This window comes from Salmonella sp. 32082101201600294FB01SM01 (assembly GCF_017572865.1).
GTDB classification, from domain to species: Bacteria; Pseudomonadota; Gammaproteobacteria; order Enterobacterales; family Enterobacteriaceae; genus Salmonella; species Salmonella enterica.
Window position 1 is genome coordinate 566,447 of the sequence record NZ_JAGESB010000001.1, and the last position, 17,929, is coordinate 584,375.

The 17,929-nt window shown below is 51.9% G+C and carries 17 protein-coding genes; 6 read left to right on the forward strand and 11 right to left on the reverse strand.

Going from position 1 to position 17,929, the window contains the following annotated elements:
- Positions 1 to 186 precede the first annotated feature (186 nt).
- Both dinG and ybiB read left to right on the forward strand, forming a co-directional pair.
- A complete protein-coding gene (gene dinG, locus J4645_RS02735; RefSeq protein ID WP_001218630.1) occupies positions 187 to 2,331 on the forward strand; it encodes an ATP-dependent DNA helicase DinG in 2,145 nt (714 codons plus the stop codon).
- A gap of 29 nt (positions 2,332 to 2,360) precedes the next feature.
- Positions 2,361 to 3,335, forward strand: coding sequence for a DNA-binding protein YbiB (gene ybiB, locus J4645_RS02740; RefSeq protein WP_023215093.1), 975 nt, complete (start codon positions 2,361 to 2,363; stop codon positions 3,333 to 3,335).
- 155 nt (positions 3,336 to 3,490) lie between these two features.
- On the opposite strand, the gene ybiJ is transcribed toward ybiB, so the two are convergent.
- The gene (gene ybiJ, locus J4645_RS02745; protein ID WP_000849089.1) at positions 3,491 to 3,751 is read right to left on the reverse strand and encodes a DUF1471 family protein YbiJ; all 261 of its coding nucleotides are present in this window, start codon (positions 3,749 to 3,751) and stop codon (positions 3,491 to 3,493) included.
- A 284-nt stretch (positions 3,752 to 4,035) separates the two neighbouring features.
- Positions 4,036 to 4,302 (reverse strand): DksA/TraR family C4-type zinc finger protein, encoded by a 267-nt coding sequence (locus J4645_RS02750; protein WP_000146332.1) that lies wholly within the window; start codon positions 4,300 to 4,302, stop codon positions 4,036 to 4,038.
- 204 nt (positions 4,303 to 4,506) lie between these two features.
- Between J4645_RS02750 and rlmF the strand changes: the two genes are divergently transcribed.
- Positions 4,507 to 5,433: a 23S rRNA (adenine(1618)-N(6))-methyltransferase RlmF gene (rlmF, locus tag J4645_RS02755; RefSeq protein ID WP_001275974.1), complete on the forward strand. Its 927-nt coding sequence runs from the start codon at positions 4,507 to 4,509 to the stop codon at positions 5,431 to 5,433.
- Here rlmF and ybiO read toward each other — a convergent pair.
- The 6 genes from ybiO to rhtA all read right to left on the reverse strand — a co-directional run bounded on the left by ybiO (position 5,430) and on the right by rhtA (position 12,211).
- Entirely contained in the window at positions 5,430 to 7,652 is a 2,223-nt protein-coding gene (gene ybiO / locus J4645_RS02760; RefSeq protein WP_023215092.1) for a mechanosensitive channel protein, read from the reverse strand. The genes rlmF and ybiO overlap by 4 nt on opposite strands.
- A 118-nt stretch (positions 7,653 to 7,770) precedes the next feature.
- On the reverse strand, positions 7,771 to 8,493 hold the full coding sequence (gene glnQ, locus J4645_RS02765) for a glutamine ABC transporter ATP-binding protein GlnQ (RefSeq protein WP_000569093.1): 723 nt from the start codon (positions 8,491 to 8,493) through the stop codon (positions 7,771 to 7,773).
- Complete coding sequence (gene glnP, locus J4645_RS02770; RefSeq protein ID WP_001159076.1) at positions 8,490 to 9,149, reverse strand: glutamine ABC transporter permease GlnP; 660 nt, start codon at positions 9,147 to 9,149, stop codon at positions 8,490 to 8,492. The genes glnQ and glnP overlap by 4 nt, the downstream gene beginning before the upstream one ends.
- A gap of 145 nt (positions 9,150 to 9,294) precedes the next feature.
- Positions 9,295 to 10,041, reverse strand: coding sequence for a glutamine ABC transporter substrate-binding protein GlnH (gene glnH, locus J4645_RS02775; RefSeq protein ID WP_000838671.1), 747 nt, complete (start codon positions 10,039 to 10,041; stop codon positions 9,295 to 9,297).
- 476 nt (positions 10,042 to 10,517) lie between these two features.
- Positions 10,518 to 11,021 (reverse strand): DNA starvation/stationary phase protection protein Dps, encoded by a 504-nt coding sequence (dps, locus tag J4645_RS02780; RefSeq protein WP_000100805.1) that lies wholly within the window; start codon positions 11,019 to 11,021, stop codon positions 10,518 to 10,520.
- Positions 11,022 to 11,323: 302 nt separating this feature from the next.
- On the reverse strand, positions 11,324 to 12,211 hold the full coding sequence (gene rhtA / locus J4645_RS02785; protein ID WP_001119555.1) for a threonine/homoserine exporter RhtA: 888 nt from the start codon (positions 12,209 to 12,211) through the stop codon (positions 11,324 to 11,326).
- A 353-nt stretch (positions 12,212 to 12,564) separates the two neighbouring features.
- Here rhtA and ompX point away from each other — a divergent pair, with 353 nt between their 5' ends.
- Entirely contained in the window at positions 12,565 to 13,080 is a 516-nt protein-coding gene (gene ompX / locus J4645_RS02790; protein WP_000716763.1) for an outer membrane protein OmpX, read from the forward strand.
- Between the two features lie 62 nt (positions 13,081 to 13,142).
- On the opposite strand, the gene J4645_RS02795 is transcribed toward ompX, so the two are convergent.
- Together J4645_RS02795 and mntS are read right to left on the reverse strand one after the other, a co-directional pair.
- A complete protein-coding gene (locus J4645_RS02795; RefSeq protein WP_023212637.1) occupies positions 13,143 to 14,723 on the reverse strand; it encodes a phosphoethanolamine transferase in 1,581 nt (526 codons plus the stop codon).
- 264 nt (positions 14,724 to 14,987) lie between these two features.
- Entirely contained in the window at positions 14,988 to 15,116 is a 129-nt protein-coding gene (mntS, locus tag J4645_RS02800; protein WP_001001755.1) for a manganase accumulation protein MntS, read from the reverse strand.
- 185 nt (positions 15,117 to 15,301) lie between these two features.
- Here mntS and mntR point away from each other — a divergent pair, with 185 nt between their 5' ends.
- Together mntR and J4645_RS02810 are read left to right on the forward strand one after the other, a co-directional pair.
- Positions 15,302 to 15,775, forward strand: a complete 474-nt coding sequence (gene mntR, locus J4645_RS02805) for a manganese-binding transcriptional regulator MntR (RefSeq protein ID WP_000533542.1) — start codon at positions 15,302 to 15,304, stop codon at positions 15,773 to 15,775.
- Positions 15,772 to 16,884 (forward strand): anion transporter, encoded by a 1,113-nt coding sequence (locus tag J4645_RS02810; protein ID WP_023215091.1) that lies wholly within the window; start codon positions 15,772 to 15,774, stop codon positions 16,882 to 16,884. The genes mntR and J4645_RS02810 overlap by 4 nt, the downstream gene beginning before the upstream one ends.
- Positions 16,885 to 16,927: 43 nt before the next feature.
- Here J4645_RS02810 and ldtB read toward each other — a convergent pair whose 3' ends face one another.
- Positions 16,928 to 17,848, reverse strand: a complete 921-nt coding sequence (ldtB, locus tag J4645_RS02815) for a L,D-transpeptidase (RefSeq protein WP_001056404.1) — start codon at positions 17,846 to 17,848, stop codon at positions 16,928 to 16,930.
- Positions 17,849 to 17,929: the final 81 nt, after the last annotated feature.

Consider the following 17,929-nt stretch of genomic DNA (forward strand, 5'->3'; position numbering starts at 1 on the left):
GGTAGCGCGACGCTTACCGGGCCTACGGACTATGCAAATACGTAGGCCGGATAAGGTGCTTGCACCGCCATCCGGCAAAATACACATCGCGTTGCGAGCCGCCTTCCAGAACCGGTAAAAAAGGTACTTCCCGCCCCTGAAATGTGACACAATAGTGGCTGTTTATACAGTACTTCAGGTTTTCTCATGGCATTGACCGCTGCGCTGAAAGCGCAAATCGCCGCCTGGTATAAGGCGCTTCAGGACCAGATCCCCGACTTTATTCCCCGTGCGCCGCAGCGGCAGATGATTGCTGACGTCGCCAGAACGCTGGCCGGGGAAGAAGGGAGACATCTGGCTATTGAAGCGCCGACCGGCGTCGGGAAAACCCTCTCCTATCTTATTCCCGGTATCGCCATTGCCCGGGAAGAGCAAAAAACACTGGTGGTCAGTACCGCTAACGTGGCGTTACAGGATCAGATCTTTAGCAAAGATTTGCCGCTGCTACGAAAAATCATCCCCGATCTGCGCTTTACCGCCGCCTTTGGCCGCGGGCGTTACGTGTGTCCGCGAAACCTGGCGGCGCTCGCCAGTAGCGAGCCTACGCAGCAGGATCTGCTCGCCTTTCTTGATGACGAACTGACGCCTAACAACCAGGAAGAGCAAAAGCGCTGCGCCAGGCTGAAAGGGGATCTTGACGGTTACAAATGGGATGGTCTGCGGGATCATACCGACATTGCTATTGACGACGATCTGTGGCGGCGATTAAGTACCGATAAAGCCAGTTGTCTGAACCGCAACTGTCACTATTACCGCGAATGTCCATTCTTTGTCGCCCGACGTGAAATACAGGAAGCGGAAGTCGTGGTGGCGAATCACGCGCTGGTAATGGCGGCGATGGAAAGTGAAGCCGTACTGCCGGAACCAAAGCATCTGCTGTTGGTACTGGATGAAGGTCATCATCTGCCCGATGTCGCTCGCGATGCGCTGGAGATGAGCGCGGAAATTACCGCCTCCTGGTATCGCTTGCAACTGGATCTGTTCAGCAAACTGGTGGCGACCTGCATGGAGCAATTTCGCCCTAAAACCACGCCGCCGTTAGCGAATCCTGAGCGACTTAACGCCCATTGCGAGGAGGTATACGAACTGATCGCCTCGCTCAATGCCATTCTTAATCTGTATATGCCCGCAGCGCAGGAGGCGGAGCACCGTTTTGCAATGGGCGAGTTGCCTGATGAGGTCATGGAAATCTGTCAGCGACTGGCGAAGCTGACCGAGACGCTGCGTGGGCTGGCGGAATCCTTTCTCAACGATCTCAGCGAAAAAACCGGGTCGCACGATATTGTGCGTTTGCATCGGGTGATTTTACAGATGAACCGGGCGCTGGGAATGTTCGAGGCGCAAAGTAAATTATGGCGGCTGGCTTCGATGGCGCAGTCTTCAGGCGCGCCGGTGTCCAAATGGGCGACGCGTGAAATACGCGAAGGGCAACTCCACGTCTGGTTCCATTGTGTCGGTATCCGCGTCAGCGATCAGCTGGAAAGATTGTTATGGCGCAGCGTACCGCACATTATTGTCACCTCGGCGACACTGCGCTCGCTCAATAGCTTTTCGCGCCTGCAGGAAATGAGCGGCTTAAAAGAAAAAGCCGGCGATCGCTTTGTGGCGCTGGATTCGCCGTTTAATCATGTGGAACAGGGGAAACTGGTGATTCCTCAAATGCGCTACGAACCCACCATTGATAACGAAGAGCAGCATATTGCCGAAATGGCGGCCTATTTTCGTGAGCAACTGGAGAGCAAAAAACATCATGGTATGCTGGTACTGTTCGCCAGCGGGCGGGCGATGCAGCGTTTTCTGGAGCATGTCGCTGATGTGCGCTTACTCCTCCTGGTCCAGGGCGACCAGCCGCGTTACCGGCTGGTGGAGCTGCACCGTAAACGGGTGGAGAGCGGCGAACGCAGCGTGCTGGTTGGGCTTCAGTCTTTTGCCGAAGGGCTGGATCTTAAAGGCGAGCTGCTGACGCAGGTCCATATCCATAAAATTGCCTTCCCGCCGATCGACAGCCCGGTCGTGATCACCGAAGGCGAATGGCTAAAAAGCCTGAATCGTTATCCGTTTGAGGTACAAAGCTTACCAAGCGCGTCTTTTAATTTAATTCAGCAGGTAGGGCGATTGATCCGTAGCCATGCCTGTCGGGGAGAAGTGGTCATTTATGATAAGCGGTTGTTGACCAAAAACTACGGACAGCGTTTACTGAATGCTTTACCTGTTTTTCCGATAGAGCAGCCTGCCGTGCCAGACGTTATAGTAAAACCAAAAGCAAAACCTGCACGCCGCCGACGGCGTTAATGCTGTGAGCACACTTCAAGGAGCTTTCAATGGATTATCGCAAGATCATCAAAGAGATCGGGCGAGGTAAAAATCACGCCCGCGATTTGGATCTGGATACCGCGCGCGGTTTGTATACCCGAATGCTGAATGGCGACATCCCCGACCTGGAAATGGGCAGTATATTGATGGCGCTGCGTATTAAAGGCGAAGGCGAAGCCGAAATGCTGGGCTTTTATGAAGCCATGCAGAATCATACCATCAAACTGACACCGCCCGCAGATAGGCCGTTGCCGGTCGTTATTCCCAGCTATAACGGCGCGCGTAAACAGGCGAATTTAACGCCGCTGCTGGCTATCCTGCTGCATAAATTGGGCTTTCCAGTCGTAGTACACGGCGTCAGCGAAGATCCGACCCGTGTACTGACGGAAACAATATTTGAGCTGATGGGGATTGTCCCCACTCTACACGGTGGACAAGCGCAGGCCAAACTGGACGGGCACCAGCCGGTGTTTATCCCGGTGAGCGCGCTCTGCCCGCCGCTGGAAAAACAGCTGGCGATGCGCTGGCGGATGGGTGTGCGCAACAGCGCGCATTCACTGGCCAAGCTGGCGACGCCATTTGCTGAGGATGCCGCGCTGCGTTTATCAAGCGTTTCTCACCCTGAATATGTCCCGCGTGTGGCGACCTTTTTTAGCCGCATTGGCGGGCGGGCTTTGCTGATGCATGGTACCGAAGGCGAAGTCTATGCCAACCCGCAACGCTGTCCGCAAATCAGCCTGATTGATAGCCGTGGCGTGCAGGTACTGCATGAGCGTCAGAGCGACACGCACGACGAGCCGCTTTCACTGCCTGCGACTAAAGATCCTGAAATCACCGCGCGCTGGATTGAGTGCTGCCTTGCCGGCCGCGAGCCGATGCCGCAATCATTAAAAACGCAAATGGCCTGTTGTCTGGTTGCGACGAGAGAGGCGGCGACGTTAGAAGACGGGCTTGCGCGTGTCGAACAGACTTTTAGCGAATAAAAAAAGCCCGTCCAGTGACGGACGGGCAAATAAGGGTAACAAACAGGGTTAATGAGGGTTGGAGCAGTGGGTCTGTTGGCAAACAGACGAGGGTAATACCCGTCAGAATTCAAACAACAGCGATGTTACAGCCTGAAATCTGGCGGGCAGGTAAATTATTTATAAATCACCGCAGTGCCGCTCATTTTGTCATTACCCACGGCGGAGGTGATGTTATAAGCGCTTGCGCCAGCAGCGGCGGCTTTTTCAGCCAGTTTAGCTTCCAGGCCATCCAGCGTGGTGGCGCCGTCGGCAGACACTACGCCGATTTTATGCAGGTTTTGCGTCTGAGACGCGCTAACCGGTTCTGCGGCAAAAGCGCCAAAAGAAAGGGTGGAAAGCGCGATGGCTGCAACAGCATATTTAATGGTTTTCATGATTAATCTCTCGCAGGTTATTCTGTTTATGGGACGATGTTCCGTCGATGTGATGAGTATCACGGTTTTTTGCGAAAGATAAAATCGAATAGAATTGACGGCCTTGCTCAAAATTTTTGAATGACAAATAACCTATTGATTATTAATTAATTCAACGGTGGAATTTACCGTTCTTGTCATCTGGCTTTACAGAGTCGAGGTTAACGGCACATTCTGCGACGCAGAACGCTAAAAAGCATGAGCGTAAAGGAATGGATGATACTGGCGGTTTCGGTAAAGAAAAGTCAGCGTAACTGGCTGTCTTTTGAACCTCTACGATTATATCCTGAAAATGTTGCGTTATGTAAATCTTTCTCCTGTTGGCAGGATATGCATAACCGAACGCCCGGTACGGCTTTACGCCGCGCTTCAGGGATAGGGTCGCCGCACGATTCGCATTCATCGCGACTTTCGCCGTGGGGAAGTTCGCCGCGAGCGCGAGCAACGGCATCTTCAATGGTATTGTTGATTTGTTCATTCACTGCGTCATCATTTGCCCAGCCGGATGCCATCACGCTCTCCTGATTTTAGGGTACCTGAGGTTAAGTGTAGCGCCGTCAGGTGAAAAAATCGCATCGCGCGATCTTTTCAGACCATGAGCAGAACCAATGTCATTCAGATATCCGATCAAACGAGCGAGGCAGGGAATTCGCGGTGGTATATTTACCCCGTGGCGTTATACGGGTATCTTACGCCGCTGCTAAAAGGAGAATGCCATGTCCGCCCAGAAATCGGGGTTACACCCGCGCAACCGCCATCAACACCGTTATGATCTCGCCGCACTGTGTCAGACCACGCCGGAATTGACGTCCTTTCTTATCCGCACGCCCGCCGGTGAACAGAGCGTTGATTTTGCTAATCCGCAAGCGGTAAAAGCGCTCAATAAGGCGTTGCTGGCGCATTTTTATGCCGTTACACACTGGGACATTCCGCCAGGGTTTTTATGTCCGCCGGTGCCTGGTCGTGCGGATTATATCCATCATCTGGCGGATCTGCTTGGCGAAACGACAGGGAGTATTCCGGCGCAGGCAACTATTCTGGACGTGGGCGTGGGCGCCAATTGTATTTATCCGCTTATCGGCGTCCATGAATATGGCTGGCGATTTACCGGTAGTGAAGTCAGCGACGCAGCGATGTCCAGCGCGCAGGCTATCATTCAGGCTAATACGGGGTTAAGCCGCGCCATTCGTCTGCGTCGGCAAAAAGATCCGGCGGCCATTTTTACCGGTATCATTCATAAAAATGAATTTTATGACGCAACGCTTTGTAACCCGCCTTTTCACGACTCCGCCGCCGCAGCCCGCGCGGGCAGCGAGCGTAAGCGCCGCAATTTGGGGCAGAATAAAGATGATGCGCTGAACTTTGGCGGTCAACAGCAGGAGCTATGGTGCGAAGGCGGCGAAGTCGCCTTTATTAAAAAAATGATTGCTGAAAGCCAATCCTTCCGCCGTCAGGTGTTGTGGTTTACGACGTTGGTGTCGCGCGGCGAGAATTTACCGCCGCTTTACCGGGCGTTGACGGAGGCTGGCGCGGTGAAAGTGGTGAAAAAAGAGATGGCCCAGGGGCAAAAGCAAAGCCGCTTTATTGCCTGGACCTTTATGGATGACGACCAGCGTCGCCGTTTTATCACCCGCAAACGCTAAATCGTCGGTTCGCGCGGCGGCAGCGAATCAGACGACGGGCCGCCGGTGGGGGCGGGCAGAACCTGATACGTTTGCACCGGCGCGCGCACATTAGCCAGATCAAAATGCTTTTTCACCTGGCTATCAAGGGCAAAACGCACTGTCCACTGCTTGAGTGGTAGGGTGGTGAACGATACGCGTAAAGTAAACGCCGTGTTCGTTAAACCGACAATACCGGCGAACGTGGGGTCGCCGATAATCAGCCCGCGAATATCCTCCGTCTCCATCAGCGCCGTTACCGCGTCTTTCAGCGCCTGATTCGCTTTATCCGCATCCTCATGGCGATCCACGTCATAGTTGGCGACAACAGAGCCGATACCGCGCACAAAGTTGGCGAAAGTGGTGATCGAGGACCACGGGATAATATGGTATGCCCCGGTATCCTGCCGCACGCCGACGGAACGAATCGACATTCTTTCGACCGTCCCCGTCAGCGGGCCTATGGTGACTAAGTCGCCGGTATTCATCCCGTTTTCAAACTGAATAAAGACGCCGGTAATAATATCTTTCACCAGGGTTTGCGAACCGAAAGAGATAGCCAGACCTAACGCGCCCGCGCCAGCCAGTAATGGCGCGATATTGACGCCGATTTCCGATAACACGATCATGATGGTTATGGTACTGATAATCACTGCCAGCGCATTGCGGAACAGCGTCAGCAGCGTGCGCGTGCGGGCGCTGGGTAGCGGGCGGCCATGAATATCGGAGGCCAGGCGATTCTCAATCAGACTGGCGAGAATCGTCCATCCCACGGCGGAGAAGAATAAGATTAACGCGATACGGATGAGGATATCGACCATCTTTTCCCCCGCGCCATAATGTAGCCAGTGCCAGAAATCGAATAATCCCCAGGCGTTGAGCAACAGCATAACGGCGACGCAGACGGTCAAAAAGCGTGCGACTTTTAGCGCCGAGGAGAGCCAGCCGTTAAGCCGCTTTTGTAATTCCGGGTAATTGCGCTGCGTGTGGGGCGACAGGGTGATGGTTTTCGCTATCCAGCGGGTAAACATGCCGGAGATAAACGCGGCGATGCCAATAATCGCCAGACTGCGCACGGTCGCGCCCATCATAAACTTCAGGCTATTGCCTGGGTCGAATAACGAGAAGAAAAACAGCACGATAAAGTAAGCGCTGGCCAGCCAGTGCCACACCAGCGCAAAGGCGCGGATAAACAGGCTAAAAAAGGCTAATGATCGTTCCGCCAGGCTTAATAAATGTTGCGTAATCTCCGCTTTGTTTTTAAAGATCAGGTACAGCGCCCAGATGGTGATGCAGAGCATGATCGCCACATTAGCCATCGCGCCAACCTGAACATTCACCTGATTGGAAATAATCGGAACGGCAACAATCAGCCCGTAGCCAATCAAACTGCTAAGCGAACTCATACGGCGATTCCAGTAACGCGCTGTCGCATCCTGAATCGCGAATGGGCGTAATTCCGGTACATTAGGGCAAAAAATAAGCCGCAGAATCGCTTTAAAGAACTCTATTAGCGCGAAGGCATTCAGGAACAGGCTTTGCTGAAAAGCGATAGTTCGACTTCCCGCATGGAAATTATCACTGAGCATCTGACCGATAAATAAGGTGAGCGCCAGTAGCTGGAGGTCGATAATAAACGCGCCGACGATCATCGCCGGGAGCTGTAACCAGTTGCTGCGTTCACGGTTTTTCTTGCGTGCCCACAGGCCCATTTTTCGATATAACGGCAGGGCGCAAAGCCGTATCACGCTATAAAAACCAAATACCGCGACGGCCAGAAATAAAAAGTGGGTTAACGCGTTGGTGAAGGTTTGCGAGTTAAACGGCTTGTGCGGCGCATCGGTGATGTTGCGATAAAGCTGGGCGAAACGGGTAGCGAAAGCATCGCCGTACTGACGGGTAACGGTGGTGACGTTCTCCAGTACCGTTTTCTCATCTTTGGCCGCAGGCGGCGCAAGCGCTGGCGCTGGCTCGGTCGGCGGCGTGGTTGAGGCTTCGCGGAGTTGCGCTATTAATTCGTTACGTGAAGCCTCGTTCTCCAGTACGTCAGCCAGGGCCGCATAGGCCGCTTTTTTTTGTTCAGGACTGGGCTCTGGCGCTGCTTGCTGACTGGTTGATGTCCCCGTGGTCACGCCGGGTATGGCGACCGCATGGGCAGGCGCGCCCAGTAGACAAAAAAGGATGAACAGGGTCCACCGCATGACTCCTCCAGTGAGAAAAGAGACGCAAAACACTAAGTATAGATGGCGCAGGGAAGGGAAAATGAAATGGGACTATTCCATGATGCCCTCCCTGCCGCAGGGCAGGAAGGGCGATATCTCAGGAGACGTGCTGTAAAAATTCCTGTAAACGTGGGCTTGGCGGGTTTTCGATCAACGCCTGCGGACTGCCATCTTCGGCAATACGGCCTTTATCGATGAAAATCAGCCGTGAGGCGACTTTTTCGGCAAAGCCGATTTCGTGAGTGACAATGACCATGGTCATGCCTTCTTCCGCCAGATCCTGCATGACTTTCAGCACTTCATGGCGCAGTTCAGGGTCCAGAGCGGAGGTTGGCTCGTCAAAGAGCATCATTTTCGGCTTCACGGCCAGCGCTCGGGCAATGGCGACGCGCTGTTGTTGACCGCCGGAAAGCTCGGAGGGGTAGTGGTGCGCCCGTTCCGCCAGTCCAACTTTCGCTAACAGAGCTTTCGCCTGTTTTTCCGCTTCTTCTTTCTTTACGCCGCGCACGCGCAGAGGGCCGAACATCACGTTTTCGAGCGCGGTCAGATGCGGGAACAGATAAAACTGTTGAAACACCATGCCGGCTTCCTGGCGAATCAGCCGTTCGTCTACTTTAGGATCGTTGACTTTCAGACCATCGACAATCAGATCGCCGGAGGTGATCTCTTCCAGTTTATTGATACAGCGTAATAACGTGGATTTACCCGAACCGGAAGGGCCGATAATCACAACCACTTCGCCCTGACGGATGTTTAAATCAATGTTATGCAGCACCTGGGTGGGGCCAAAGTGCTTGGAAACGTTTTTAAATTCAATCACAGGATTTTCATCCTTCTTTCAAGACGACGCAAAATAAAGCTCAGCACCAGCGTAATGATCAAATAGAAGACGGCCACGGCGCTCCAGATTTCCAGGGCGCGAAAGTTACCGGCAATAATTTCCTGGCCCTGACGGGTCAGCTCGGCTACGCCGATAACAATAAACAACGAGGTGTCTTTGATGCTAATGATCCACTGGTTGCCCAGCGGCGGCAGCATACGGCGCAGAGCAAGCGGTAAAATAACATGGCGGATGGTTTCCCGGCGAGAAAGGCCCAGCGCCAGACCCGCTTCGCGAAAGCCTTTGTGAATGGATAGTACTGCGCCACGAGTAATTTCCGCGATATAAGCGCCGGAGTTAATCATAATTGTCACGACCGCTGCGCTGAACGGATCAATACGCAAATCATTAAATGCCATCGGCAGGGCAAAGTAGATAAACATGACCTGGACAACGATGGGCGTGCCGCGAATAATTTCAATGAAAACCAGGGCGATATGGTTGGCGAACCAGCCGCCAAACGTACGGGCAAAACCTGCCGCCAGTCCAATAACCAGGCCGCCAGCCAGACCGAGGACCGAGATCCACAGGGTCATTTTAGCGCCCTCAAGTAAAAGCGGAATGGCGGGCCAGATGGCGCTCCAGTCAAACTGCATATGTCGTTCCTGTTACCGTGGTGTAAATAGTCAAATGCTCTATCCGGCGCGGAAATGGCGTGAAAGTGTCTTATCCGTCACGAAAAAGAGCTGTAGGCCCGGTGAGCGTCCTCACTACCGGGCCACAAGCCAACATCAGGTCGTTTTATTTAGGTTCTGTACCGAACCATTTTTTGTAGATTTCGTTATAGGTGCCATTCTCACGCAGCGTTTTCAGCGCGCCGTTGACTTTCTCGCGCAGTTCATCGCTGCCTTTCGGGAAGGCAACTCCGTATTGCTGTGCTTCCAGCGATTCGCCTACCGCCTTGAACTGGCCGTTGCCTGCGGTTTTGATAAAGTACAGGATGTTCGGCGTATCGTGCAGAACGGCGTCTGCGCGGTTGGTGCCTAATTCCATGTACGCGTTATCAATGTTCGGGAACTGACGCAGATCTTTGGTTTTGATATTCGCTTTCGCGTAATCCACCGACCCGGTTCCGCTCTTCACGGCAACGACTTTGCCATCGAGGTCTTTCACGCTTTTAATGTCGTTATTATTGGCTTTCACCATCACGAGCAGGCCGCTTTTGTAATAGCCATCGGAAAAGTCGATCGCTTTTTTACGCTCGTCCGTAATCGTAATACCCGCCAGCGCCAGATCGATATTTTTGGTTTGTAATGCCGGAATAATGCCGCTGAAATCCATCGGTTTCAGGGTGTAGTCCAGCTTCAGTTCTTTCGCGATAGCGTCCCACAGATCAACATCAAAACCGACGTATTTGTCGCCCTGTTTAAATTCAAACGGAACGAACGCCGTATCGGTTGCCACAACGAGTTTCTTATCCGCAGCGTGCGAAGACACCGCAAAAGCCAGGGTAAGTGCAGCCAGTGAAACTTTTAATAGAGACTTCATAGCATTTCCTTTTCTATCCACGGGGCGATCCCCTGCGAGAACATGTAGCGTAATGAAAAAATCATGCCAATTATGTAACTCATTGTTTTAACAGAAGCATGAATCATTCCTGTGCACAATAAGTCGGGCAAAACCAGTATGCCGCACCGTTTCGGGGCACTGATTTAGTGCATGAATAACAAAGTAGAGATACAGGGTCTATTTAGCGTAAAAATTGTTGTTAAAACAATCTTTAATTAACGATTGTGTGATGTAATTATTACAAATAATTCACTTTTATCGGAGGGGAGTACAAGACGTGTGCACTATTTAAGTGCAAAACCCCTGTGACAGGCAGGGGTATAGGGATGACTTATATACCTGTGTACATCAAGTTGCAGGTGCGTTCGCTTCAGTTACCGACGGAAGTCAGGCTCCTGCGGATTCGCTGCGTTTGTACCTTCCTGCAACTCGAAGTATTCAGGGTAGAGATAGATTTATTCGATGTTGGATTCGATAAACCACAGGAATTTATCGAGGTCGCGTGATGCAGCGGTAAAGATATCGGCAGTGTCTTCATCTTTGGCTTCACCGATAGCTTTGCGAACATCATTAGCGACAACAGCGTAGCGATCGGCCAGTTCTTTTAAGTGATCCTGCACGTTATGGATATCGAGCGGATAGCTTTTCAGTGGAGTTTTGCTGTTGATAACTTGCGTGGTGCCTAACGCCACACCGCCAAGCTGTACGGCGCGCTCGGCCATAGTATCCAGATGATCGGTCAGTGCGGTACGGAAGCCATCCAGCATCTCATGAACGGCAATAAAGTTAGCACCGCGCATGTTCCAGTGGGCCTGTTTCGTGATCAGCGACAGGTCAATGAACTGGATCACCTGACGATTAAGCAACTCAACCGTCGCTTTTTTATCGCTCTCTGATACATCGTTACGGGTATAAAGCAGATTAGACGCTTTTGTTTTTACCAGTTTAGCGGTACTCATAATCTCATATCCTCTTGATGTTTGTGTCCCAGGTAATTAACGAAAATAAGTATAGCACCGGTTTTTAACTTTGCTTTTTTGAATTTACCTATCACTTTAATAGTACAGACAAGATTTAATATTTATTATGATTAAAAATCAATTAGTTAGACGAGTTTGCTGTTTGGTGGGTAATAATTCTCATTTTAATGTAAAAAATGAGAAAAAATATGACAAAAAATGACGAAGTAATAGCGCGATAATAAAAGGTGAATAACGAGGTGATATTCTGCATGATTATGCACATCATGCAGAATAAGAAACTATTTTACGTCAACTTGTTTAATTTGCGGTTCGCGGCGAATCGTTAGGGTAGATCCCATTGAAGCGGCAATGATGGCGCACAGGGCCATGATTTGTATGCCCGTAAGCGTTTCGCCCAGAAAAATCATCCCGGAAACGGCGGCCAGCGCGGGTTCCATGCTCATCAGCGTACCGAAGGTGCGGGTTGGCAGGCGCGTCAGCGCAATCATTTCCAGTGAATAAGGCAGCGCCGTAGAAAGCACAGCGACCGCTAACCCTAAGGGAAGAATCGACCAGTGCCATAGCGCGTCGCCAGCCTGAACTGCGCCAATCGGCACGAAAATGATGGCGGCAATCAGCGAGCCTACCGCCACCGTGGCCGGACCATGTTCCGCGCCTGCTCGCTGGCCAGTAAGAATATAGACAGCCCAACAGGCGCCAGCGCCGAGCGCTAACGCGGCCCCGGTAAGATCGACGTGAGACATATCTTGCCCTAATGGCAGCAGGAACCAGAGCCCAAGCACAGCCAGTACGACCCAAATAAAATCTACCGGCCGCCGGGATGAAAACAGCGCGACCGCCAGAGGACCGGTAAATTCCAGCGCGACCGCAATACCCAACGGCACCGTCTGAATCGACAGATAGAATAGATAGTTCATCCCGCCCAGCGACAGACCATAAAACAGTAAAGGCAGCCGCTGCTCTTTGGCAAAACGCAAACGCCAGGGTTTGAAAAAGGCGATAAGGATAAGCGTTCCCAACGCCAGACGAAGCGCCGTTACGCCCGGCGCGCCGACAAGAGGAAATAACGATTTCGCCAGTGAAGCGCCACTCTGAATAGAGGACATGGCAATGAGCAAAACCAAAATGGGCAACCAGACTGGTAGTTTACGTGTTGACCCCGGCATCCTTTCTCCTGTCAAAAAATGTCAGTACGAGTAAAGGTGGCAGTGTAATGGAAATTCCCCGCGGCGGTTGAGGATTCGTTGAAAAAAAATTTCCAGGATTCCATAAAATGAACTTAAATTGATGGATAAATAGACTGTTAGTTTAGGAATAATCTGGATGAATGTATCGCGCCGCACGCGCATTATTGGTGCAATCAGCCGGAAAAGTGATGTTAATTGAATAAGATAGCGCGATATGGAAACGTTCTGTTACATGAAAGGCGCCCTTAGACACCGTGAATCGCAAAGAGTTTCCCATTAATTTTTGATATATTTAAAACTTAGGACTTACTTGAAGCACATTTGAGGTGGTTATGAAAAAAATTGCATGTCTTTCAGCACTGGCCGCTGTTCTGGCTTTTTCCGCAGGTACTGCAGTAGCTGCTACTTCTACCGTTACCGGTGGTTACGCTCAGAGCGACGCGCAGGGCGTAGCGAATAAAATGAGCGGTTTTAACCTGAAGTATCGTTATGAGCAGGACGACAACCCGCTGGGCGTAATCGGTTCCTTCACCTACACCGAAAAAGATCGTACTAACGGTGCGGGCGATTACAACAAAGGTCAGTACTACGGCATCACTGCCGGCCCGGCTTACCGTCTGAACGATTGGGCGAGCATCTACGGTGTAGTCGGTGTGGGTTACGGTAAATTCCAGACGACCGATTACCCAACCTACAAACATGACACCAGCGATTATGGCTTCTCCTATGGCGCTGGTCTGCAATTCAACCCGATGGAAAATGTTGCTCTGGACTTCTCTTACGAGCAGAGCCGTATTCGTAGCGTTGACGTTGGCACCTGGATTGCTGGCGTGGGTTACCGCTTCTAATCACGTCGGTGAAAATGAAAAATCCGCCTTTCGGGGCGGATTTTTTTTGCCTGAAACGTGCATTATTTTAGTGAAAAAATATCGCTGCCCAGATGGTTATAGTCCACTTTTTGTAATTTGAAATTGGTGATATAAACGGGCCCGGCTTTCTGCTCCGAAATAAATCGATAGCGATTTTTGATCTCTTTAGCGCTAATTCCTGTCCATTGCGAGAAAAAACTCAGGAAATCGTTCGCAGAACGGCGAGCTTTAATGATCCGATGCGCTTTACTGTCGCTGGATAGCACCATAAACGGCACCTGGAAGTTTTGCTGGAATTTGTCGTCATGCGCCAGGTACTGTACCGCTTTGCCGCGCTCTTTAAACGCCAGCCCGTGATCGGAGAAATAGACGAGCGAAAAACTGTCGCCGCTATGACGAAGCTGAGTATAGAGCTGACGGAGTAAATCATCGGTTTGCGTCATGGTGTATAAATAACAAGACGTCTCTTTCGACTGGACAAACGTCGCGTATTTTCCCTGAGTACGGTCGCAGGCCTGGGGATGCGACCCCATTAAATGCAACACAATCAACTGCGGTTGCGTGCGTTCTGTCGCCAATACCTGCGCCGTCATGCTTAACAGCGCGTCGTCGCGAGTATTTTTATCCGCTTCAAAATCGCCGTTTTTCAGGAAATGCGCTTCATCGGCGCGTTTGGCGATACTGGCGATGGCCGTGTCGTATTCACCGATTTGCCCCTGATTGGAAAACCACCATGTCTGAAAACCGGCGCGGTTAGCCAGCGTGACGAAGTTATCCTGATACTGCGGTTTGTTATCCACCACGCGATTGAGCGTTAAACCGAGCGATTTTTGCGTTGAGCCGCTGGCGGCGATGTAATCCATAAAGAAGTCGCCATTCACATGGCTGGCGAAGGGGGTATTATCCCAGTGGCCGCCGAAAGCGCCCATGGCATCCCGTCGCGCGCTTTCACCAATCACCACGACATAGATGTGATATCTGGGTTTCACCGCAGTAACCGTCCAGCTATCTTTTATGCCGGATAGCTGCGCCATACGGTGCTGCTCTTCAATGACTTCGTTGTTATTGACGATAACGTCTTTGGCGAAGCGAAAAACCGGATAGCCGGTATCAATAACCTTAAAAACGCCGCCCCACGCCAGATTTTGTACCGGCGCGACGAAAAATGCCGCGACGCTAATCAGCAGGCACAGGCTGTCGAGGCTATTCCAGCGCGGCCTGACCTCTTCTTTTCGGCGGCGAAGCGCAATAATACCCAGCGCAAAAATAAAAAGTCCGGTCAGGTAGCTATACCACGGGAAGATGGTCAGGATTTCGCTCGACTCTTCCATATTGGTGGAGTGCAGCGCCAGCAGCGTATTAAAGTTCGGCGCGCCGTAAGCCTGGCCAAAGGGAAAATAGCAAGCGGCTACCAGCGAACAGATGCCGAGCAGCGCTTTTTGTCCGCGAGGCAGGTAGCGCCAGAGCAGCAGCAACAGGCAGGTAAACGCCGCGGTATAAAGCAGGCTAAAGGGATAGCCGAGCGCGAGGTTAATCAGCAGCGACTGTAAAAAGTAGAGGCCCGTCCACGGGCTTACAGCCCGACGACGGGCGAGAAGTGAATCGATAAGGGTTGAATTCATATGCCACTATTGCAAAAACGCCATGTGCTAACCCTGGCGCGAAGGGTCATTACCTGCCTGATTATGCGTAAAAAAGGTATTGGGTTCGCAACGGCGAGTCGCAAAATATTCAGGGCTGCCAGAAGATAGAGCGTGCGGGTAAGAAGGTCAACCGCCGGAAAGAAAATGTTTTGCGAAGAGAATAGCAAAACCACAAAAAAACAGGGGAAATGGGCGCCATTTCCGTTGAGGATGCAAAATAAAGCGGCGTACCGCACCGCCGCGTTATTTCGTGGAAGGGTTATCCTGTTCCGGTTTGCCGTTGATCATATCGCACAACATAGAGAGCAGCATTAACCGGACTTTAAAGGGAGAGTGACTGAACACGCGTATACACCTCTTAAATTCGTTCATATAAACCTCCTGATGTTTCTATCCCATCGATCCGTGAGGGATGTCTGCATTACATACAGATATAGCACAGGCTATGTTTTATAGCTATTGCTAAAACGTTAATTTTTTGTGCCCGGACAACTCTGGTTTACAATGAGCGCTCTGTCAGCTGACGCGTTAACGCGTCACAGAAACGAGGAAGCAAAATGGGTCGTCGCGCAGGTACGCCAACAACAAAAAAAGTGACGCAATTGGTGAACGTAGAAGAACACGTTGAAGGATTTCGTCAGGTCAGAGAGGCGCATCGCCGTGAGTTGATAGACGATTACGTTGAGCTGATTTCCGATTTAATTATTGAGGTAGGGGAAGCGCGTCAGGTGGATATGGCGGCGCGGCTCGGCGTCTCCCAGCCGACTGTGGCCAAAATGCTTAAGCGCCTGGCATCGTTAGGATTTATTCAAATGATCCCCTGGCGCGGCGTTTTTCTGACGCCGGAAGGGGAGAAGCTGGCGCAGGAAAGCCGCGAGCGGCATCAAATTGTCGAAAATTTTTTACTGGTATTAGGCGTAAGCCCGGAGATCGCGCGTCGTGATGCGGAAGGGATGGAACACCATGTCAGCCAGGAGACATTGGATGCCTTTTTGGCCTTCACGCAACAGCATGGAACATCTGCAGAATGAATCTGGCCTTTTTACGGGCGCTGCGGCGTGACCGTTTTTTTCAGTTGTTGATCATTGTGGGGATGGCGCTAAGCCTGTTTGTTCCTTTTGCGCCCCGCGCCTGGCCTGGCGCGATTGACTGGCACACCATTATTACCCTCAGTGGGTTAATGTTGCTCACTAAAGGCGTTGAGCTGAGCGGCTATTTTGATGTGCTGGGACGCAAGATGACGCGCCGATTTCATACCGAGCGGCAACTGGCGATGTTCCTGGTGCTGGCTGCGGCGGCGCTGTCGACCTTTCTGACAAACGATGTCGCGCTGTTTATCGTTGTGCCGCTGACGATAACGTTGAAAAAGCTGTGTGCGATTCCGGTCAACCGATTGATTATTTTTGAGGCGTTGGCGGTGAACGCCGGTTCGCTGCTGACGCCTGTCGGTAATCCGCAAAATATTCTGTTGTGGGGACGCTCCGGCTTAACCTTTGCTGAATTTAGCGGGCAAATGGCGCCGCTTGCCGTCATGATGATGCTGACGTTACTGCTCCTGTGCTGGTTTTGTTTTCCGGGTAGGGCGTTACAGTACCATACCGGTACGCGTTCGCCGCAGTGGCAGCCCCGTCTGGTGTGGAGTTGCCTGGGATTATATGTCGTTTTTCTTACCGCGCTGGAGCTCAGGCAAGAGTTATGGGGACTGGTGTTGGTGGCGGCTGGGTTTATTGTGCTGGCGCGCAGGGTGATAGTCAGCGTGGACTGGACGCTGCTGCTGGTATTTATGGCGATGTTTATTGATGTCCATCTGCTAACGCAATTGCCGGCGTTGCAGGGCGTTTTCAACCAGGTTGGCGCACTGTCTCAACTAGGACTTTGGCTAACCGCTATCGGCTTGTCTCAGGTTATTAGTAATGTGCCCAGTACCATTCTCCTGCTGAACTATGTACCGGCCTCGACGCTGCTGGCGTGGGCGGTGAATATCGGCGGGTTTGGTCTGCTGCCGGGGTCGCTGGCAAATCTTATTGCTTTACGGATGGCGAACGATCGCCGAATCTGGTGGCGATTTCATTTCTATTCACTGCCGATGCTGGCATGGGCGGCGCTGGTGGGATATGGATTATTGCAACTGATACCGTAAGAGAAGCCCGATAGTATCTATCGGGCTTCGCAGGCAGAGTCTGTCAGTTCAAACGAACCGGCATCCCGGAACGATCCTGAACCGCCTGTTGTACGACGGTCTGATCAACGTCAGGCTCGTTGGTGACGGCCAGGATACTCTTATTAAGCGTGATCGGCACCGCTTCCTTACCTTCAAACTGCGCTTCCGTCGTTGACAGCGGGTTATGCACCTCAATGTAACGGCTACCGTCCGGCTCGGTGGTGGCTTTTACCGGTTCATCGATAAACTGCACGCGGGTGCCGACCGGCACATTTTCAAACAGGAATTTGATATCGTCGTTGCGCAGACGCACGCAGCCGTGGCTCACGCGAAGCCCGATGCCGAAGTTGGCGTTGGTGCCGTGAATAGCATACAGGCGACCAATGTACAGCGCGTACAGGCCCATCGGGTTATCCGGGCCCGCAGGCACGACGGCAGGCAGCGGCTCGCCGGCGGCGCGATATTCAGCGTGCATTTTTGCCGTAGGCGTCCAGGTCGGACCGGCTTTTTTACGTTCAACTTTGGTCGTCCAGTTGATAGGCGTGTCTTTACCTAACTGACCGATCCCAATCGGCAGGACGATAACGGTGTTTGTGCCTTTCGGGTAGTAATAGAGGCGCATTTCCGCGCTATTGATGATAATGCCTTCGTGTACGGTATCCGGCAGGATCAGCTGCTGCGGAATATTCAGCACGGTACCGCCCTTCGGCAGGAAGGTATCCACGCCAGGGTTGGCTTCCAGCATGTTGGAGAGCCCCATCTGATACTCCGCGGCAAAATACTCCAGCGGCTGGGTATTGCCCTCCGGAACGGTGATGACCTGATTTTGCCCAATTAAACGGCTACCATCGGTAGGCAGCGGGTAAGTGACTGCTGAGGCTGTTTTACAAAAACCAACTACAGCGAAAGCCGCCGCGAAAAGCGTTGTTAATTTCATATTCATGTTATGCGAGATTCTGTGCCAAGCAGGCTAGTAGGTTGAGAATTCTGTCATGTTGGGAGCGCATTATAGGTGCATTCCAGT